Raw genomic sequence first — 17,358 nt, 5'->3', positions numbered from 1 at the left:
CATCGCTCAACAACGACTCACGCGACATGACCCCAACAATCGCGGCCCACACCGCCAATCTTTAGGAGACACGCCCTAGGCCCGGGCAGCAGAAACCCCGGCGCGGTGAGTCGCCACAAGTGGGAGAGACGCGCCGGGGGTCCGGCCGGGATCGTCGGTGTTAGCAGCACCTCCTCCAGCCACGAACAGCGTACAGCCGTTGACGACGCCTTGACCAGGCGTCATCCTGATGGGCTAACTACATCGGGAATCCGCCCGGCGTAGTCCAGAGATGGGCTACCGGGCGGGCTGTTAGCAGCGGCTCACCGGTGGCTCTCGAGAGAGAGGTAACTCGTTGAGTCGTCACGACAGGGAAGAGCGCACCATGCTGGCCAGGCTTGAACTGCTGCGCCGGCACACCGAGGTCATCGGCCAGATCCTGCGGGATCTCTGGCCAGGTCTCGTGGGAGCGTTCTCCATCCTGGGTGTCTCCCTGCACCAGTTCGTCGCGCTGCTGAGGTAGCGCCGCGAGCCGCAGGGAGCGAGACGGGGCTGGCGAGAGCCGGCCCCGTTCGTGCGCGATCTACCGCCGGAGTGCCAGCAGCGAGAACGCGTTCGGCAGCCGCCCGCGCCAGGCGGCCGCGTCGACGCCGCCGGGACGCCAGAACGGGTCGGGGTACTCGGCGAGATGCCGCAGCTCCAGCCCGGCCGCGACCACCGCCGTCACGATCTCACCGAGCGTCGCCTGCGACTCGACCGCGCCGCGGGCCGGGAACGTGTCGTTGACGTGCTGACGCTCGAAGTAGCCGCGGTCCGGCCGGATCCGCGGCTCGTCGGCGTCCCACGTCCACAGCGGCACCGCCGGGTGCGCCTCGTGGACGAACAGCGTCCCGCCCGGCCGCAGCAGCCGCGCGACGTCCCGAGCCCAGGCAGCCAGGTCGGGCAGCCAGATCAGCGCGCCCTTGCCGGTGTAGACGAGGTCCGCGCAGCCGGCGCGCCCGGCAGCTCGCCGACGACGTACCGGCAGGGCAGCCCCAGCGCGTCGTACTCGCGGACGTGCTTCAGCGAGGCGTCGTCCCATGCCGGCCGGTTACTCGCCACGGTCACGCAGCCAGGCGGCGACCCGCGCCTTCGAGGCGCGTGACATCCACGCGTCCTGGATCTGCTCGGCCAGCTCGGCGCGGGTCAGCTCGCCCAGCCGGCTGGCCCGCACCAGCACCGACAGGTGCCCGTCGAAGTGCGGGGTGGTGAAGTACGGCGTGCGCGGGTCCTGGACCAGCGCCTCCTTCTCCGCCCCGGACTCCACCCACAGCACGATCACGTCGTCGTACCGCTCACCCGTCTCCGGGTCGACGGCGTCCGGGCGCGGGTTGCGGAAGTAGACGAACGACTTGCCGCCGACCTGGTAGACGGGCCGGTGCTCGGTCTTCGGGTAGACGGTGACGTGCGGCATCGCGAGGGCCAGCTCGTGCACGTCCTCGACCGTCGCCGGCCGGTCACCGTCGTCGACCATGGATTCAGCGTAGTGTGGGGGTTCGCGGAGCTGATCAGGCTCCCTACCAGGGAGCATTCATGGCCGACAAGTCACCCCGGCAACACATGTCGAAGAAGTCCGGCAAGTCGCTCAAGCAGAAGCGCGCGGACAAGGCCGCCAAGGCGCCGAAGGACGCCACGGCGATCATCCCGCAGGACCGGAAACGCTGACCGAGCAGCTCCCACGACGAGGCGGTGGCATGACGACGACAGCGGTGCTGCGTGTGAAATTCGTCGGCGGCTCTCACATGGACGTCACCATCGAAGGTGCCGACGTCGGTGAGGACGAGCTGGTCGACCACGCCATCTCGGCGCTCGCCACGAGTACGGGCATGCTGCGCGCCCGGCACGGCGACCGGCTCGTGGTCGTGTTCGCCCGCGGCGTGGCCGCCGTCGAGGTCGCCCCACGCGGCGCCGTCCTCTGACGGCGCCGCGCGGTCGGCCCGGCCGGGTCACCGCCGGTCGGGGACCAGGTCCGGCCCGTCGGGCGTGTCGACGACCCGCCAGCCGAAGGCCCGTAACGTCACGTCGTCGCGAGCACCGAACGTGCGCAGCAGCGTCGCGACGTCACCGGCTGGGAGCCGGTCGGCCACCTCGGTGAACAGCCGGGCCGGGTCCAACCCCAGCGCACCGGCGACGTGGACGTACGGAGCGAGCCCCACCATGGTGTCGCGCGGGTCGACCATGCTCAGGTGCTCGAACACGGCGGCCGCCGTCAGGGCCGCCCGAAGCTGGTCCGCCGACCCCGTGCGGAGTGCGACGACCACGCGCCGTGCACCGTATCTGCCGAGTGCCAGACGGTCGGAGGCGTCGAGCGCGGCCAGCGCCGCCTCGTCGGCCGGTCGTGGCAGGCCGCGGAGGATCCGTTCCGCCCGCGCGTCGCTGTCTCCGGGGATCCGCTCCACGTTGGGCTCCACGGAGACAGCGTCGCACGCGCGCTCAGCCTGCGGTGACGACGGCGAAGCCGCCGGGCCGCAGCGTGATCGTCGCCGGACCGGTCAGCTCACGGCTTGTCCGCAGCCGCCCGGACCCGTCGTATACCCGCACCGTTCCCGGCCCGTCGACGGCGACCCGGCGAGGCGCCGACGCCGCCGAATGCAGCAGCTCCGCCCGCGCGCCGTCCGCTCCGGCGAGCGCCAGCCGGGACACCTCGGGCCGGACCAGGAGCGCGTCCAGCTCGACGATGTCACGCTCGGCCGCGACGGACACGGCCGACGTTCCGGCCGGCACCGGCCGGTGCAGCGGCAGCGGCAGCAGCGCGCCCGGGACCGCCGTCAGGCCCTGCGCGCCGGCGGTGTGGCGCAGCTCGCCCAGCCGCCGTCCGTCCGCCGTCCACGCCGTCCGCGCGGTCCCGCCCAACGGCAGCCACGACACCGGCTCGACCAGCCGCGGCGCGTCCGACGGGCCGAGGTCGAAGGTGGCCGTCTGGCCCGGCGCCAGCGCCAGCAGCGACCCGCTCCACAGCGACTCGCCCGTCCACGCGGACGACGGCGCCCGCACGCTTCCCGTCGTCGAGGTCGCCGCCTCGGCCTCGACCAGCCGCAGCCCGTCCCGAGCGTCCACCGTCGTCAGCGCGACGGCCCGTTCCCGCACGTCGGGGTGAGCGTCCAGCGCGAGCATCGACAGCTGGCCGTGGATGGTGCTCTCGGCGCCGCTGTTGCGGTTGATCGTCCCGTCGGCCGCCACGCCGTCGAACGTCACACCGGTCGCCGGGTCGTACATCGGCTCGCCCGACGGGTTCGTGCCGAAGTACCAGCTCGCCGTCAGCGCCGCGAGGTCCTCGAACGCCGGCCGGTCCGCGGCCGCCCCGACGGCCAGCAGCGATTGCACGCGCGAGTCGACGCCGTAGGCGATCTGCACCCGTTCCGTGGGCGTCGGCAGCCAGCCGTTGTCCGGGCCGCCCGCGGTCAGCAGCACCGGCACGAACCGGGCCGAGTCGACGACGGCCGGCTCCACCAGCTCCGGCGACGACAGCGCCGACGACGCCGCGGCCAGCGACGCCGGCATCTGCGAGCCCCACGCGTGCCACATCGACCGCGACTGCGCCCACGGCAGGATCGCGCCGTACGGCCACGCGTCCGGGTCGCCGCCGCCCATCGCCGCGACGCCCTCGGCCAGCTTGCGCAGCGCGTCCCGCGCCGCCTCGTCCGACGGCGCGGCCGACACGTACGCCGACAGCCCCAGCACCGCCTCCGCGGTCGCGTCGGCCCCGTCGACGATCAGCCACGCCGGCACCCGCAGCCCGTCGGCCACCGTGTACTCGCCGTATCGCCCGAGCACCTGCCGCTCGACGGCCCCGACGGCCAGCCGCAGGCGCTTCTGGAGGAACGCCGCGAACTCCGGCTCCGACGACGCGAAGGCCGCGTACCCCTCGCCGAACGCCCAGATGGTCCGCGCCAGCCAGTAGCTCGGCCCGGAGTCAGACGGGTCGGGCAGCTCCACCGGCTCCGCGCTCGGGTTCAGCGTGCCGTCGGCCTGGATCCACAGCACGACGTTGCCGGCGTTCGGGCCGCTGGACGTCTGCAGGTAGGCCAGCGAACGCAGCAGCTCGTACGCCTTGTCCCGGCTGGCCGACGACCCGGTCTGCTGCCAGTGCCGCAGGTAGACGACGGCCGCGCGGGACACGTCGTCGGCGTTGTAGGCGCCCTGCGCGTAGTGCCCGGTCTCGGGGTCGAGCGGCCCGCCGCCGATGCGCTCGAACGTCCCGCCCGGCCGCGCGTCGGCGTACGTCCACGGGAACGTCAGCTCCGGCTCCTCGGCCAGCCGGTACGTCGTGTGCCCCTCGACCGGTGCGGGGGAGGCCTGGTCGAGCAGGAAGTCCAGGTGGGCGGTGTTGGCCAGGGTCCCGACGGGGTCAGCCTGCGGCTCGGCGGGCGCCGCGGAAGCCCCCGCGGCCACCAGCGTCCCGGTCGTCAGCAGCGTCGCGGCCAGAGCCGCCGTCCACGAGATCCGCCTCATCGCGGTCTCCTTCCAGGTCAGGGTGCGATGCGATCCAGCCGGGCGACGCCGATCTTGCTGTCGGCCATGCCGTAGAAGACGTAGTGCGCGCCGCCGATCTCCTCGATCGCGGTCGGGAAGACGACGTTCGGCACGATGCCGCTGCGCTCGTCGTCGGTCTCCGGCGCCAGCAGCGGCTCGGGCGTACGGGCGAGCACGACGGACGGGTCGTCGGCGTCCAGTAGCAGCGCGCCGGCGGCGTAGTTGACCCGCTGCTGCTGGGCGACGCCGGACGCGAGCACGCCCGTGACGCCGTGGTGCAGCAGCAGCCAGCCCTCGGGGACGCGCAGCGGCGCCGGCCCGCCGCCGATCTTGAGCTCCTCGAATGGGTACTCCGGCCCGGCGAGGAACCGGTGCTCGGTCCAGCGGACGAGGTTCCGCAGGTCCTCGAGCACCGCGGCCAGCGGCACGTAGGAGATCCAGATGCTGTGCCGCTCGTCGGTGACGCCGCGCGGCAGCACGACGCCCTGACCGGGCCTGATCTCGCCGAGGTCCCACATCGGCCGGTGCAGGACGGCCAGGCTCTCGACCCCGGACGGCGACGTCACCGGCGTCGGGAAGAACACGGTGTCCTTGTTGTGGTACAGGTTCAGGTCGACGTCCAGGCCGTCGTCGTACTCGAAGAACACCGGCCCCAGCCGCCGCCACGACCGCAGGTCGTCCGACACCGCCAGCGCCGTGCGCGGCCCGAGCGGACCGTACGCGACGTACGTCATGACGTGCAGGCCGAGCGCCGCGACCCACGTGACCCGCGGGTCCTCGACGCCGCCGTGTGCCGCGCCGCGCTCCCACGCCCGGTCCGGCTCGAGGACCACGCCCTCCCGCGCCACCCCGACCGGCACGCCGTCGTCGTCGATGACCACGCGGGCGAGGCCGACCCGCGACACGTTGCCGGCCGCGACCAGCCGGGGGAGCAGGTACAGCACGCCGTCCGGGTCGCGGCCGGAGGCCGGGTTGAGCACCCCCTCGGCCTCGAGCGGGTTGCCGTCCTCGGGCGCCATGACGACGCCCAGCCGGGTCAGCGTGTACGGGATCGCGGTGGAGACGGGCATGCCTAGCCTTTCACGCCGGAATCGATGTTCGTGCTGGTGAAGTAGCGTTGGAAGACGATGAACAGGACGACGGCGGGCGCCGCCAGCACGACGGCGCCGGCCAGCACGGCGCCGAACGGGTTGGCCGCCGACGCCGCGATGTTGCTGATGTAGTTCGCCAGCGACACCGCCAGCGGCTGCATCGACTGCTCCTTGGTGATGAGGAACGGCCACAGGAACTCGTTCCACGGCCCGATGAACGTGATCAGCACGACGGTCAGCAGCACCGGCCGGACCAGCGGCAGCGCGACGCTCCACAGGGTGCGCAGGTCGCCGGCCCCGTCGACGGCGGCGGCGTCGAACAGCTCGCGGGGGAGCTGCAGGAAGTACTGGCGGAACACGATGACCGCCGTCGAGTTGATCGCGAACGGCAGGATCATCCCGAGGTAGCTGTCGGCCAGCCCGTAGTCGCGGGCGATCAGCACGTACAGCGGGATCATCAGCAGCTGGAACGGCACCACCTGCACCAGCAGCGCCAGCGCGAACGTCGCGCCGCGGCCGCGCCACTGCAGCACCGCCAGCGCGTAGCCGGCCAGCACGCCGAACACCACCGTCCCCAGGATCACGCCGCCGGTGAAGATGCCGGAGTTCACCAGCCCCTGCAGCAGGTCGATGCGGTCGTCGATCGCGGCGTAGTTGTCCAGCGTCAGGTTCGACGGGTCCGGGAAGGCGCCCGCCGGCGTCGGGTCGGGCGACTCCTGCAACGAGCCGACGACCATGTAGTAGAAGGGGAACAGGAACGCCAGCGCCCCGATCCCGAGCACGACGTAGCGCAGCACGGACGCGCGGCGGCTCACGACTCACCCCCGACGAAGCGCCGCTGCAGCCACGCGACCAGCAGCACCAGGACGACCAGGATGACGCCGATCGCCGCGGCCACGCCGGGCGTACCCTGCTCGATGCCGCGCTGGTACATGATCAGCACCGGCGACGCCGACGCCCCGTTCGGCCCGCCGCCGCCCGTCAGCAGGTACGGCTCGGTGAACAGGTTCGCGCCGATGATCGTCGACAGCAGCACCACCAGCACCGTCGCCGGCCGCACCGCCGGCACCGTCACCGACCAGAACGTCCGCAGCCGGCCGGCGCCGTCGGTCGCGGCCGCCTCGTACAGCTCCCGCGGCACGTTCTGCAGCGCGGCCAGGTACAGCAGGATGTAGAAGCCCAGCTGCTTCCACGTGACGAAGAACGCGATCGACGGCATCGCCCAGAACGAGTTGATCAGCCATGGCGGGTCGGGCGCGAGCGGTCCCAGCACCTCGTTGACCAGCCCGTCGCCGCTGAACAGGAACAGCCACACGCCCACGACCGCGACGGACGCCGTCACGTACGGGACATAGAAGCTCACGCGCAGGAAGACCCGGCCGCGGACCACCTGGTTGAGCAGCGCCGCCAGCACCAGCGACAGCACGACCGTCAGCGGCACGTTGATGATCAGGAAGATGCCGATGTTGACGAACGAGCGCCGGACGTCGGGGTCGGAGAGGACGGCCGTGTAGTTGTCCAGCCCGACGAACGGCCGGTCGACGTCGGCGCCGGGCGCGGCGAAGAAGTAGTCGTGGAACGAGATCCACACCGCGAAGCCCAGCGGGAACGCGAACACCACCAGCACGAAGGCGAGGTAGGGCGCGCTGAACAGCAGCCCGGCCGGGTTCCGGCCGAGGAGGCCGGTCCAGCGGGACGACCGCCTCCGCCGGGCCGGGGACGGATCGGCGCCCCCGGCCCGGGGTTCGGCATGGACGACCGTCATGTCCGACCGCCCGTCAGGACTGGCCGGCCAGGCCGTCGATCTCGTCGGCGGCGCCCTGCAGCGACTCCTGGACGTCGCCCTCGCCGAAGATCACCGACTGCGACCACGCGTCGCGGAACGCCTGCCAGATCGCGACCGAGTTGGTGACGTTCGGCACCTCGACGGTGCGGGCGGCCTGGTCGCCGAACTGCTCGTAGGCGGGGTTGGCGGCGAAGTAGTCGGGGTAGGTGCCCGGGAGGTCCTGCCGGATCGGCATCTGGCCGGTCATCTCCAGCAGCAGGCCGTCCTGCTCCTCGCTGGTGGCGAACTTCAGCACGTCCCACGCCGTGGCCTGGTTCTCGCACGACGTGTAGAGGCCGATGTTCTTGGCGTCGCTGAACGTGTAGGTCTCCTCGGCCGGCGTGCCGGCGGACGTCGGGACCGGGACGGCGCCCCAGTTGACGTTCTCGCCGTAGACGGAGATGGCCCACGGCCCGACGATGGCCATCGCGGCCTGCCCGTCGGCGAACGAGTCGCCCTGGTACGCCTCGCGGCTGGCCAGGTCCTCGTCGTACAGCGTCTTCCAGAACTCCGCGACGGCCGTGCCGGCGTCGTCGTCGAACGTCGCCTCGCCGTCCTCGATGAGCGGGGTGCCGCCGGTCTCGGCCGCATAGAGCGGGTAGAAGTCGAACCAGCTCTGGAAGAACTCGCTGGTCGGCGCCGGCCAGATCGCCCGGGGTGCCGCACCGGACGACACCAGCGTGCGCGCGGTCTGGAGGAACTCGTCGTACGTGGAGAGCGGCGGGTTCTCAGGGTCGAGGCCGGCCGCGGCGAACATGTCCTTGTTGTAGAAGATCATGACGGGGTTCGACTTCCAGGGCAGCTGGAAGTACTCGCCGTTCTCGGACTTGTACTGCTCGGCGACGTCGCCGCTGCGCTCCTCGATGTAGCTGGCGCCGTCGTCGAAGCCGGACAGCGACACCAGGCCGCCCTGCCGCTCGAAGTCGGGCACCGCGACGGGGGCGGTGTTGAAGATGAGGCAGGGCGCGTTGCCGGCGGTGATGGCGGCGCCGATGACCTCCTCGCTGCTGGCGCCGGCCGGGATCTCCTGCGCCTCGATCTGCTCGTCGGGGTGCTCGGCGTTCCAGGCCTCCACCATCTGCTCGCCCCACGCGACCTCGGCCTCGTTGTTCGAGTACCAGATGGTGATGTCGCCGCGGCCGCCGTCGCCGCCCTCGCCTCCGCCGGTCGACGTGTCGTCGTCGCCGCCGCAGGCGGTGACGGCGAGCAGGCCGGCCGCGGTCAGAGCGGCGGCTGTGACTCGGGTGCGTCGTTGCACGGTCGTCTCCTTCTGTGGATCCGGGCGGTCAGACGTCCGCCCGGGGGTTGGGTTCAGGGCTTCGCGTGGTCGACTCGCGGGGGACGAACCGCGCGGCCGGCAGGTCGGTGTCGCCCGGCTGCTCACCGGCGATGGATCGCAACAGCACCCGTGCGGCGACGGCGCCCCAGCTCACCGCGTCGGTGGCCACGGTGCTGAGCGCGGGGAAGATGTGCTCGCCGACGTCGCTGCCGTCGAAGCCGGTGATCGAGAGCTCGTCGGGCACCCGCAGCCCGGCCCGCTGAGCGACGCCGAGGCCGGCGATGGCCATCGGGTCGTTGGCGTAGACGATGGCCGTGGGATAGTTGGGACGGGCGAGCAGGTCGCGGGTCGCCCGGGCGCCGTCGGCGGCGCGGAAGTCCGTCTCGACGACCATCTCCGCGCGCAGGCCGGCCCGCGCCATGGCCTCCTCGAAGGCCCGCCGGCGCCGGCTGCCGTGCAGCATGCGTGCGGGTCCCGCGACGTGCGCGATGCGCCGGTGACCGAGCCGGACCAGGTGCTCGACGGCCGCCTCGATGCCGGCGCGGTCGTCCATGGACACCGCGGGGAACGGCGACGACGTCTCCGGGTGGCCGAGCGTGACGGCCGGGACGTTGAGCTCGCGGGCCAGCTCGATGCGGGCATCGTCGTGCCGCAGGTCGGTGAGGAAGACGCCGTCGACCCTGCGGTCGGCGACCAGCTTGCGGTAGGCCGCCAGCTCGGCCTCCTCGTCCGGGACGACGCTCAGCACCAGCGCCTGCCCGGCCGGCGCGAGCTCGCGCTCCACCCCGGCGATGAACGACGGATAGAACGGGTCGCCGGTGACGATCTCCGGATCGCGGGTGATGACCAGGCCCAGCGCGAACGCCCGGTTCACCGAGAGCGCCCTGGCACGCACGCTCGGCTGCCAGCCCAGGTCGCGTGCGGCCTCGAGGATGCGGTCGCGCGTCTGCGGCGACACGCCCGGCCGGCCGTTCAGCGCGAACGACACCAACCCCTTGCTGACGCCCGCACGCTGCGCGACGTCGGCGATGGTGGGTCGGTCGGCGGGCATCGGTGGCGGCCTCCTGAACGAGTCTAAACCGGTTTAGCGCTGAAGCCTATACCGGTTTAGTCGCCGTCACAAGATGTGGTCCGGACGATCCGGCCTGAAATGAGGTGTGTTCGAGCTGATCCGGGGGCTGCTCCACGGGTGGTTCGCCGGGTGCGACGTTGGTGGGGCTCCCCGTCCCCCTGCTGCCCCATTCTCTTGCCGCGCAACCGCGCCTCAAGTCCGCGCGCGTGGTGGCCGGGCTTCGCTGTGGTTNCCGCGCCTCAAGTCCGCGCGCGTGGTGGCCGGGCTTCGCTGTGGTTGGGGCGCTTGGACTTGACCCGCGGTTGCGCGGCCAAGAACGGGCAGCTATCAGGGGGACGGGGAGGATGTGGGCACGCCTCACGCTGGGCGTGCCCGTTTCGCGCGCTTTGTCGGGCGCGGCGCGCGATGATCATCCAGGATCGTCTACATCACGAGGATTACCTGAGCTTCACCATGGCTGTAGGGGTGTTGACGCTGGGGTAATCCTCGTGATGGCTCCCGAATCACGGTGAAATCTCACCTGGTGGACGCTGCACGACAGCAAACTCACACAGAAACCGGCCGAACGCCCAAGGAGTCGTCGCCGCTCTTCCCCCGTCCCCCTGATAGCTGCCCGTTCTTAGCCGCGTGCGCGCGGGTCAAGTCCAAGGCCCCCAACCACAGCCAAAGAGCACACAGTCAGAGGCCGCGGACTTGAGGCGCGCGCACGCGGCCAAGACAATCGGGCAGCAGGGGGACGGCCAACGTTCACGCCCCAGCGAACGCGACGATCCAGAACGCGACCCACCGACCGGTCCGACGAGCCGTCCACCGACCACGTGACGTCAGGGCGTGCTGCGACCCGTCCGCCGTGGTCGCGGCCACGCCGCGAACGCACACGAGCCCGCCGTCGGCCGGTCAGCCGCCGGCGGACTGCCAGAGGCCCATGACGTTGCCCTCGCTGTCGCGGAAGTAGGCGGCGAAGCCCATGCCCATGACCTCGGTCCTCGGCAGCACGGTGGCGCCGCCGAGCTGCTCGACCGTGGCCAGCGCCGCGTCCACGTCGTCGACGTCGATGGTCACGATGGGCCCGGGCCGGGCGTCGTCGCGGGTGAACATGCCGCCGTTGATCGCCCCCGGCTCCTTCGGCCGGCCGCTCTCGTCCGACGGCGTGGTGCCGACGATGGTGTAGTCGACCTCCGGCATCGGCGTCAGCTCCCAGCCGAACGCGGCCCGGTAGAACTCGCGGGCCCGGTCGAGGTCGTCGGCCGGGATCTCGAAGTGCACGACTCGTCCGGTCATGGTGACCGCCCCCTCGGTGTGCTCCTACGGCGAGCGTAGACCCGTTCCGGGCGGCCGGAGCTGACGTAGATTCGAAGCAGCCGACGTGAGCCGATGAAGGAGCCGACCATGGCGCACAGTCCCAGGACCATCCAGCCGGGCGACGTCCAGGACGAGCGGGTGGCCCGGCTGCCGCTGTCCGCCGCCTACACCTGGGCCTACCTGCCGACCGTCCTCGACGACGACGGCCGCGCGGTCGACAACGCCGCCGTGGTGAACGGCCGGCTGTGGCCTCTGCGCTTCGACGAGCACCCCACCGACGCGATGGCCGCCGACCTCGACGCGCTGGCCACCGAGGGGCTGATCTGCCGGTACGTCGTCGACGGCCAGGCGTACCTGCACGATCCGGCGTGGCGACGGCGGCAGCGGCTGGTCCGCCCGGTGAAGTCGGCGCTGCCGCGCTGCCCGACGCACGACTCCGGCCTCCGCGAGTTCGTCGGCGACACCCTCACGTCGGTCCAAGACCAGGTCAGCTCCATTCTCGGCGGCGCCGCCACCAGCGCCGGCACGACGAAGGTCCGCGACACCGTCGCCCGCATCGTCGAGGACGTCACCTTCCCGGTCGATCCCTCGAAGGCGGCGGCGTACGGTCAGCGCATCCGCGACTTCCTCGGTGGCACGCCCACCCGTCACGACGACGACCCCGACGACGCCGCGCGGTTCCCCGTCGCCGGCTCGGCCGGCACCGCCGCCGGGGTCGAGTACGACGCTCACGGCACCGCCGTCCCGGCGGGCAGCGACGACGCGGCGGGGGAGCCGGCGCCGCCCGGCGAGGCTCCGGCCGACGAGGCGCCGGCGAACGAGCGTCAGGCACCCGGCGACGTCTGGCGGGCCGCGACCGACGACCCCACCTCCGACACCGGCCGCTGAACCACCCGGCCGCGCCGGACCGCGTCGTCGCCCGCCGGGCCGATCCGCCCGCCGTCCCGCACGTTGTCGGCGCGGCCGGACACAATAGCGCTGTGCCCCGCTGGGTCCTGCACGTCGACCTCGACCAGTTCATCGCTGCCGTCGAGGTGCTGCGCCGTCCCGAGCTGGCCGGCACGCCGGTGGTCGTCGGCGGCGACGGCGACCCCACCAAGCGCGGTGTGGTGGCCACCGCGTCCTACGAGGCGCGCGCGTTCGGCGTCCACTCCGGCCAGCCGCTGCGCACCGCGCTCAAGCGGTGCCCCGACGCCGTCTTCCTCCCGGTCGACAAGCCCGCCTACGAGGCCGTGTCCGTCGACGTCATGGCGACGCTGCGCGAGTTCGGCACCGTCGAGGTGCTGGGCTGGGACGAGGCCTTCGTCGACGCCGGCGCCGCCGCTGACGACGACCCCGAGGGCACCGCCCAGCGCATCCAGCGGCGTGTCCGCGAGGCAACCGAGCTCGACTGCACCGTCGGCATCGGCGAGAACAAGCTGCAGGCCAAGCTGGCCACCGGGTTCGGCAAGCCGGCCGGCGTCGCCACGCTCACCTACGACTCCTGGTTCGACGTGCTCGGCGACCGCCCCACCGACGCGCTGTGGGGCGTCGGGGCCAAGACGGCGAAGAAGCTCGCCGAGATGGACATCCACACCGTCCGCGACCTCGCCACCACGCATCCCGACACCGTGGCCGCGCGGTTCGGCCCCACCATCGGGCCGTGGCTGGTGCGCGTCGCCCGCGGTGTCGCGTCGGCGCGGGTCACCGGCGAGCCGTGGCAGGCCCGGTCGCGCGGCAAGGAGTTCACGTACCAGCAGAACCTCGAGCACTGGGAGGACGTCGAGAGCGAGGTGGTCCGGCTGGCGCACGAGGTGGCCGCCGAAGTGGTCGCCGAGGCGCGGCCCGCGGTTCGCGTCGTCGTCAAGGTGCGCTACGCCCCGTTCTTCACCTCCACGCATGGCCACACCCTGCCCGAGCCGACCAGCGACGGCGGCGCGCTCGCCGCGGCCGCGCTGGTGGCGCTCGGCCGGTTCACCGACCGCCGTCCGGTCCGGCTCCTGGGCGTTCGTGCCGAGTTCGGTGGTTGAGCCACGCGACATCCCGAATGCTCTGGACGCGGCGCTGCCGGAAGAGGACCATGTGCGCCAGGGTGGGAGGGCGCGACCGCAGGCGCGACGGGAAACGGGGTGGACCTATGGGGATCGTGTCTCCGGGGTTCCGGAGAAGACGGCGCGACGACGACGTCGAGCTGCCGCCGGGGCAGTACCTGACGCAGGACTTCCCGGTGCTGTCCGCCGGGCCGACGCCGAACATCCCGCTGGACCGGTGGCAGTTCACCATCTCCAGCGAGATCGGCCAGGAGTACCAGTGGACGTGGGACGAGCTGCTGGAGCTGCCGGCCGAGGAGCCGACGGTCGACATCCACTGCGTCACCAAGTGGTCCAAGCTCGGCACCACCTGGCGCGGGGTGTCGCTCGACCTGCTCATGGAGGAGGTCGAGACGACGGCCGACTACGCGCTGGTGCACTGCTACGGCGGCTACACGACCAACCTGCCGCTCGAGGACCTGCTCGACGGCAAGGCGTGGGTCGTCTACGAGTACGAGGGCTCCGAGCTGGCGCCCCAGCACGGCGGGCCGGCCCGGCTGCTGGTGCCGCACCTGTACTTCTGGAAGTCGGCGAAGTGGGTGCGCGGCATCCAGCTGCAGGAGTTCGACGAGCCGGGGTTCTGGGAGAGCGTCGGCTACCACAACTACGGCGACCCGTGGCGCGAAGAGCGCTACGCGGGCGATTGAACGCCCGGCTCGAGTGGCGCGTCGCGAAGCTCTCCGGGGTCCATCACGAGACCGCGACCGCCCGGACGCTGCAGCTGGACGTCCCCGGCTGGCCCGGTCACCTGCCCGGCCAGCACGTCGACGTCCGGCTGACCGACGAGGACGGCTACAGCACCCAGCGCAGCTACTCGCTGGCGGCGCCCGCCGACGGCGACCGCATCGAGCTGACCGTCCAGCGGGTCAAGGACGGCGAGGTGTCGGAGTACCTGACGGACACGTTCTCCGTCGGCGATCCCGTGGAGCTGCGCGGGCCGGTCGGCGGCTGGTTCGTCTGGCATCCGTCGCGGACGGCGCCGGTCCTGCTGGTCGCGGGCGGGTCGGGCATCGTCCCGCTGATGGCCATGGTCCGGGCGCGGCGGCAGGCCCGCAGCCGCGCGCCGTTCCGGCTCCTCTACTCCGTCCGTTCGCCCTCCGACCAGTTCTACGCGTCGGAGCTGCGCCGCCTGGCGCGCGATGACGGCGGTCTGGACGTCGCCACCCTCTACACCCGATCGGTGCCCACGGGCGTCATGCGCCCGCCTCGCCGCATCGGCGTGGCCGACCTCGAGATGTATGGCTGGCCGCCGCAGTTCGAGCCCACGTGCTTCGTCTGCGGCCCGACCGGGTTCGTCGAGAAGGTCGCGAACTCGCTGGTCGGCTTGGGCCACGATCCTCGCCGCATCCGCACCGAACGCTTCGGCCCGACAGGAGGCTGACATGACCCAGGACTACCAGGACGGCAACGCCCTGGCCGGCCCGCTCGCCGAGCTGTTCACCGTCGACGTCACCGCGGCCACCGGGCGCTGTGTCAGCTGCGGCCACACCGGCCGGGTCGCCGACCTGCGCGTCTACGCACAGGCGCCGGGGTGGGTGGCCCGCTGCCCGGGGTGCGAACACGTGATGCTCCGGCTGGTCCGGTCGCCCGACGCGGCGTGGCTGGACCTCCAGGGAACGCTGAGCCTGCGCGTCCCGCTGCCGCCCGCCTGACGCCGTCGCCGATACTGGCGCGGTGGAGACGGCGACCATCGACCGGCAGTTCCTCGCCCGCCCCGGCCTCGACGTGGCCCCCGGCCTGCTCGGCAGTGTGCTGCGGCACACGACGCCCGAGGGGACGGTGGCGGTGCGGCTGACCGAGGTCGAGGCGTACCAGGGTGCCGACGACCCCGGCTCGCACGCGTTCCGCGGGCGCACCCCGCGCAACGACGTCATGTTCGGACCGGCCGGTCACCTGTACGTCTACTTCACCTACGGCATGCACTTCTGCGCGAACGTGGTGTGCGACGTCGACGGGACGGCGACGGCGGTGCTGTTGCGGGCCGGCGAGGTGGTCGAGGGGGAGGAGCTGGCGGCGGCACGCCGGCCGTCGGCACGCTCGTCGCGCGAGTACGCCCGCGGCCCGGCCCGTCTGACGACGACACTGGGACTCGGCCGTGCCGACAACGGCGCCGATCTGTGCACTCCCGGGTCGCCGACGCAGCTGCTGCCGGGCGAGCTCGTCGACCCCGCCCGGATCCGGACGGGGCCGCGCGTCGGCGTCAGCGGGCCCGGCGGTGACGGCGTCGCGTTCCCGTGGCGGTTCTGGCTCGACGGCGAGCCGACCGTGTCCGCGTACCGGCCGCACGTGCCCAAGCGCCGGAAGTGATTCGCCTCGCCCGGTCCGCGTGCGAGAACATGGGTGCGTTCGTACATGCCATCCGTACCCACGAGGAGACCGGGGACCGACCGTGACCGACATCCTGGACGAGCTGCACTGGCGCGGGCTCATCGCGCTGTCCACCGACGAGCAGGCACTGCGCTCTGCTCTGGCAGCCGGTCCGGTCACCTATTACTGCGGCTTCGACCCCACGGCGCCGAGCCTGCACATCGGCAACCTCGTGCAGATCCTCACGATGCGACGCCTCCAGCAGGCCGGCAACGACCCCCTTGCGCTGGTCGGCGGCGCCACGGGGCTGATCGGCGATCCGAAGATGACCAGCGAGCGCACGCTGAACGACCGCGACACCGTCGCCGGCTGGGTCGAGCGCATCCGCAAGCAGATCGAGCCGTTGCTCGACTTCGACGGGCCCCATCCGGCGCGCATGGTGAACAACCTCGACTGGACGGCGCCGCTGTCGGCCATCGACTTCCTGCGCGACGTCGGCAAGCACTTCCGGCTGGGCCGGATGCTCTCGAAAGAGACGGTGAGCGCCCGGCTCAACAGCGAGCAGGGCATCAGCTTCACCGAGTTCAGCTACCAGATCCTGCAGGGCATGGACTACCTCGAGCTGTACCGCCGCTACGGCTGCGTCCTGCAGACCGGTGGCAGCGACCAGTGGGGCAACCTCACCAGCGGCGTCGACCTCATCCACCGCGTCGAGCGGCAGTCGGTGCACGCGCTGGCCACGCCGCTGGTCACCAAGGCTGACGGCACCAAGTTCGGCAAGACCGAGAGCGGCACCGTCTGGCTCGACGCCGAGATGACCAGCCCGTACGCGTTCTTCCAGTTCTGGGTGAACGCCGACGACCGCGACGTCATCGGCTACCTCAAGGTGTTCAGCTTCCGTTCTCGCGAAGAGATCGACGAGCTGGAGCGCGAGGTCGCCGACAAACCGGCGGCGCGATCGGCGCAACGAGCGTTGGCGTCCGACGTCACCACGCTGGTGCACGGGGCCGAGGAGACCGCGAAGGTCATCGCCGCGTCCCGGGCGCTGTTCGGCATGGGCGAATTGGCCGAGCTCGACGCCGGCACCCTCAGAGCGGCGCTGGACGAGGCCGGCGCGCCGTCGGTGGAAACGGGTGAGGAACTGCCCTCGTACGTCGACCTGTTCGTCCAGTCGGGGCTCGTCGACTCGCGGTCCGCGGCCCGCCGGGCCATCTCCGACGGCGGGGCGTACGTCAACAACGTGCGGCTCGATCCGGGCCTCTCTCCGGACGACCGGCCGAGTCGTGACGATCTTCTGCACGGCCGGTACCTGGTGCTGCGCCGGGGCAAGCGCACGGTGGGTGGCGTCCAGCTTGCGTGAGTTCGTCCCTCCGGCGCGCTGACCTGCGCAAACGCGGGTGAGACGGCCGTCACAACGATTGGCCGGGCCAGGATTTGACTCCCGCTCCCCAGGACCGTAAGTTTCTCTTCGGCTCGCGGGGAGCGGGACGCCGGAAACGGCGGCCGGCCTGCAGAGTCACCACCACTTCAGCTCGCTGAGCAGGCCCCTGTCCGGGTCGGTTCGGAGCGGGGCGGTGGGGCTGCGAACCGGGTTTGTCTCGACGAACCAGACGCAGTAAGCTTGAGGAACTGCTTCGGGCAGGGGCTCTGGTTCCAGAGCCGTCCGCACGGCCAACAGGCCGGGCGTTGACCGAAGAAGATCCACAACCGGATCGAAGCGTCCCACGCTGGCGCCTTAGCGGGTGTCTTGTGGGTGCGTCCGATTTTTGAGAACTCAACAGTGTGCCTGATGATGTTTGGTTGATGCCAATTGTTTGTGTCCTCGGGCTGACATCCTCTTGGGGTGTTGGTTTTGGGGTTCCTTTGGTGACGCGATGGCCTCTTACCGGGGGTTGTCGTTGTTGCTGGGGTTGAGTTTCTTC

General features: G+C 71.8%; 20 protein-coding genes. 10 read left to right on the top strand and 10 right to left on the bottom strand.

Going from position 1 to position 17,358, the window contains the following annotated elements; all coding sequences use genetic code 11:
- The first annotated feature begins 364 nt into the window (after positions 1-364).
- Positions 365-502, top strand: a complete 138-nt coding sequence (locus DY240_RS31540) for a hypothetical protein (RefSeq protein WP_158602678.1) — start codon at positions 365-367, stop codon at positions 500-502.
- Positions 503-562: 60 nt separating this feature from the next.
- Here the strand turns inward: DY240_RS31540 and DY240_RS31265 are convergent, their stop codons facing one another.
- Both DY240_RS31265 and DY240_RS00410 read right to left on the bottom strand, forming a co-directional pair.
- Positions 563-1,060, bottom strand: a complete 498-nt coding sequence (locus tag DY240_RS31265; protein WP_147375148.1) for a methyltransferase domain-containing protein — start codon at positions 1,058-1,060, stop codon at positions 563-565.
- 9 nt (positions 1,061-1,069) lie between these two features.
- On the bottom strand, positions 1,070-1,492 hold the full coding sequence (locus tag DY240_RS00410; protein ID WP_119658004.1) for an MmcQ/YjbR family DNA-binding protein: 423 nt from the start codon (positions 1,490-1,492) through the stop codon (positions 1,070-1,072).
- A gap of 59 nt (positions 1,493-1,551) precedes the next feature.
- Here DY240_RS00410 and DY240_RS33640 point away from each other — a divergent pair, with 59 nt between their 5' ends.
- Positions 1,552-1,683 carry a hypothetical protein gene (locus DY240_RS33640; RefSeq protein ID WP_267901623.1) on the top strand — a complete coding sequence of 44 codons (132 nt, stop codon included), beginning with the start codon at positions 1,552-1,554 and terminating at the stop codon, positions 1,681-1,683.
- Positions 1,684-1,712: 29 nt separating this feature from the next.
- Positions 1,713-1,937, top strand: coding sequence for a hypothetical protein (locus DY240_RS00405; RefSeq protein ID WP_119658003.1), 225 nt, complete (start codon positions 1,713-1,715; stop codon positions 1,935-1,937).
- Positions 1,938-1,964: 27 nt separating this feature from the next.
- Here the strand turns inward: DY240_RS00405 and DY240_RS00400 are convergent, their stop codons facing one another.
- From DY240_RS00400 to DY240_RS00365, 8 genes are all read right to left on the bottom strand, one after another.
- Entirely contained in the window at positions 1,965-2,429 is a 465-nt protein-coding gene (locus DY240_RS00400) for a hypothetical protein (RefSeq protein WP_147375147.1), read from the bottom strand.
- A gap of 22 nt (positions 2,430-2,451) precedes the next feature.
- Positions 2,452-4,470, bottom strand: a complete 2,019-nt coding sequence (locus DY240_RS00395; protein ID WP_119658001.1) for a hypothetical protein — start codon at positions 4,468-4,470, stop codon at positions 2,452-2,454.
- A 17-nt stretch (positions 4,471-4,487) separates the two neighbouring features.
- Positions 4,488-5,561 (bottom strand): glycoside hydrolase family 130 protein, encoded by a 1,074-nt coding sequence (locus DY240_RS00390; RefSeq protein WP_119658000.1) that lies wholly within the window; start codon positions 5,559-5,561, stop codon positions 4,488-4,490.
- 2 nt (positions 5,562-5,563) lie between these two features.
- Positions 5,564-6,397, bottom strand: a complete 834-nt coding sequence (locus DY240_RS00385; RefSeq protein WP_199700541.1) for a carbohydrate ABC transporter permease — start codon at positions 6,395-6,397, stop codon at positions 5,564-5,566.
- Entirely contained in the window at positions 6,394-7,347 is a 954-nt protein-coding gene (locus DY240_RS00380) for a carbohydrate ABC transporter permease (protein WP_119657999.1), read from the bottom strand. The genes DY240_RS00385 and DY240_RS00380 overlap by 4 nt, the downstream gene beginning before the upstream one ends.
- A 13-nt stretch (positions 7,348-7,360) precedes the next feature.
- The gene (locus DY240_RS00375) at positions 7,361-8,665 is read right to left on the bottom strand and encodes an extracellular solute-binding protein (protein ID WP_119657998.1); all 1,305 of its coding nucleotides are present in this window, start codon (positions 8,663-8,665) and stop codon (positions 7,361-7,363) included.
- A 28-nt stretch (positions 8,666-8,693) separates the two neighbouring features.
- Positions 8,694-9,737, bottom strand: a complete 1,044-nt coding sequence (locus DY240_RS00370) for a LacI family DNA-binding transcriptional regulator (RefSeq protein WP_119657997.1) — start codon at positions 9,735-9,737, stop codon at positions 8,694-8,696.
- Between the two features lie 918 nt (positions 9,738-10,655).
- On the bottom strand, positions 10,656-11,039 hold the full coding sequence (locus DY240_RS00365; RefSeq protein WP_119657996.1) for a VOC family protein: 384 nt from the start codon (positions 11,037-11,039) through the stop codon (positions 10,656-10,658).
- 108 nt (positions 11,040-11,147) lie between these two features.
- On the opposite strand from DY240_RS00365, the gene DY240_RS00360 reads away from it, so the two are divergent.
- From DY240_RS00360 to tyrS, 7 genes are all read left to right on the top strand, one after another.
- The gene (locus tag DY240_RS00360) at positions 11,148-11,948 is read left to right on the top strand and encodes a hypothetical protein (RefSeq protein WP_147375146.1); all 801 of its coding nucleotides are present in this window, start codon (positions 11,148-11,150) and stop codon (positions 11,946-11,948) included.
- Positions 11,949-12,040: 92 nt separating this feature from the next.
- The gene (locus DY240_RS00355; RefSeq protein ID WP_119657994.1) at positions 12,041-13,069 is read left to right on the top strand and encodes a DNA polymerase IV; all 1,029 of its coding nucleotides are present in this window, start codon (positions 12,041-12,043) and stop codon (positions 13,067-13,069) included.
- Between the two features lie 107 nt (positions 13,070-13,176).
- A complete protein-coding gene (locus DY240_RS00350; RefSeq protein WP_119657993.1) occupies positions 13,177-13,776 on the top strand; it encodes a sulfite oxidase-like oxidoreductase in 600 nt (199 codons plus the stop codon).
- The gene (locus DY240_RS00345) at positions 13,746-14,510 is read left to right on the top strand and encodes a ferredoxin reductase (protein WP_119657992.1); all 765 of its coding nucleotides are present in this window, start codon (positions 13,746-13,748) and stop codon (positions 14,508-14,510) included. The genes DY240_RS00350 and DY240_RS00345 overlap by 31 nt, the downstream gene beginning before the upstream one ends.
- Before the next feature lies 1 nt (position 14,511).
- On the top strand, positions 14,512-14,781 hold the full coding sequence (locus DY240_RS00340) for a DUF6510 family protein (RefSeq protein ID WP_119657991.1): 270 nt from the start codon (positions 14,512-14,514) through the stop codon (positions 14,779-14,781).
- 22 nt (positions 14,782-14,803) lie between these two features.
- Positions 14,804-15,436 carry a DNA-3-methyladenine glycosylase gene (locus tag DY240_RS00335; RefSeq protein WP_119657990.1) on the top strand — a complete coding sequence of 211 codons (633 nt, stop codon included), beginning with the start codon at positions 14,804-14,806 and terminating at the stop codon, positions 15,434-15,436.
- Between the two features lie 82 nt (positions 15,437-15,518).
- Positions 15,519-16,796, top strand: a complete 1,278-nt coding sequence (gene tyrS, locus DY240_RS00330; protein ID WP_119657989.1) for a tyrosine--tRNA ligase — start codon at positions 15,519-15,521, stop codon at positions 16,794-16,796.
- Positions 16,797-17,358: the final 562 nt, after the last annotated feature.

Source organism: Jiangella rhizosphaerae (genome assembly GCF_003579925.1).
GTDB classification, from domain to species: domain Bacteria; phylum Actinomycetota; class Actinomycetes; order Jiangellales; family Jiangellaceae; genus Jiangella; species Jiangella rhizosphaerae.
The sequence above is the reverse complement of the archived record's forward strand: the minus strand, read 5'-3'. Positions and strand labels throughout refer to the sequence as shown.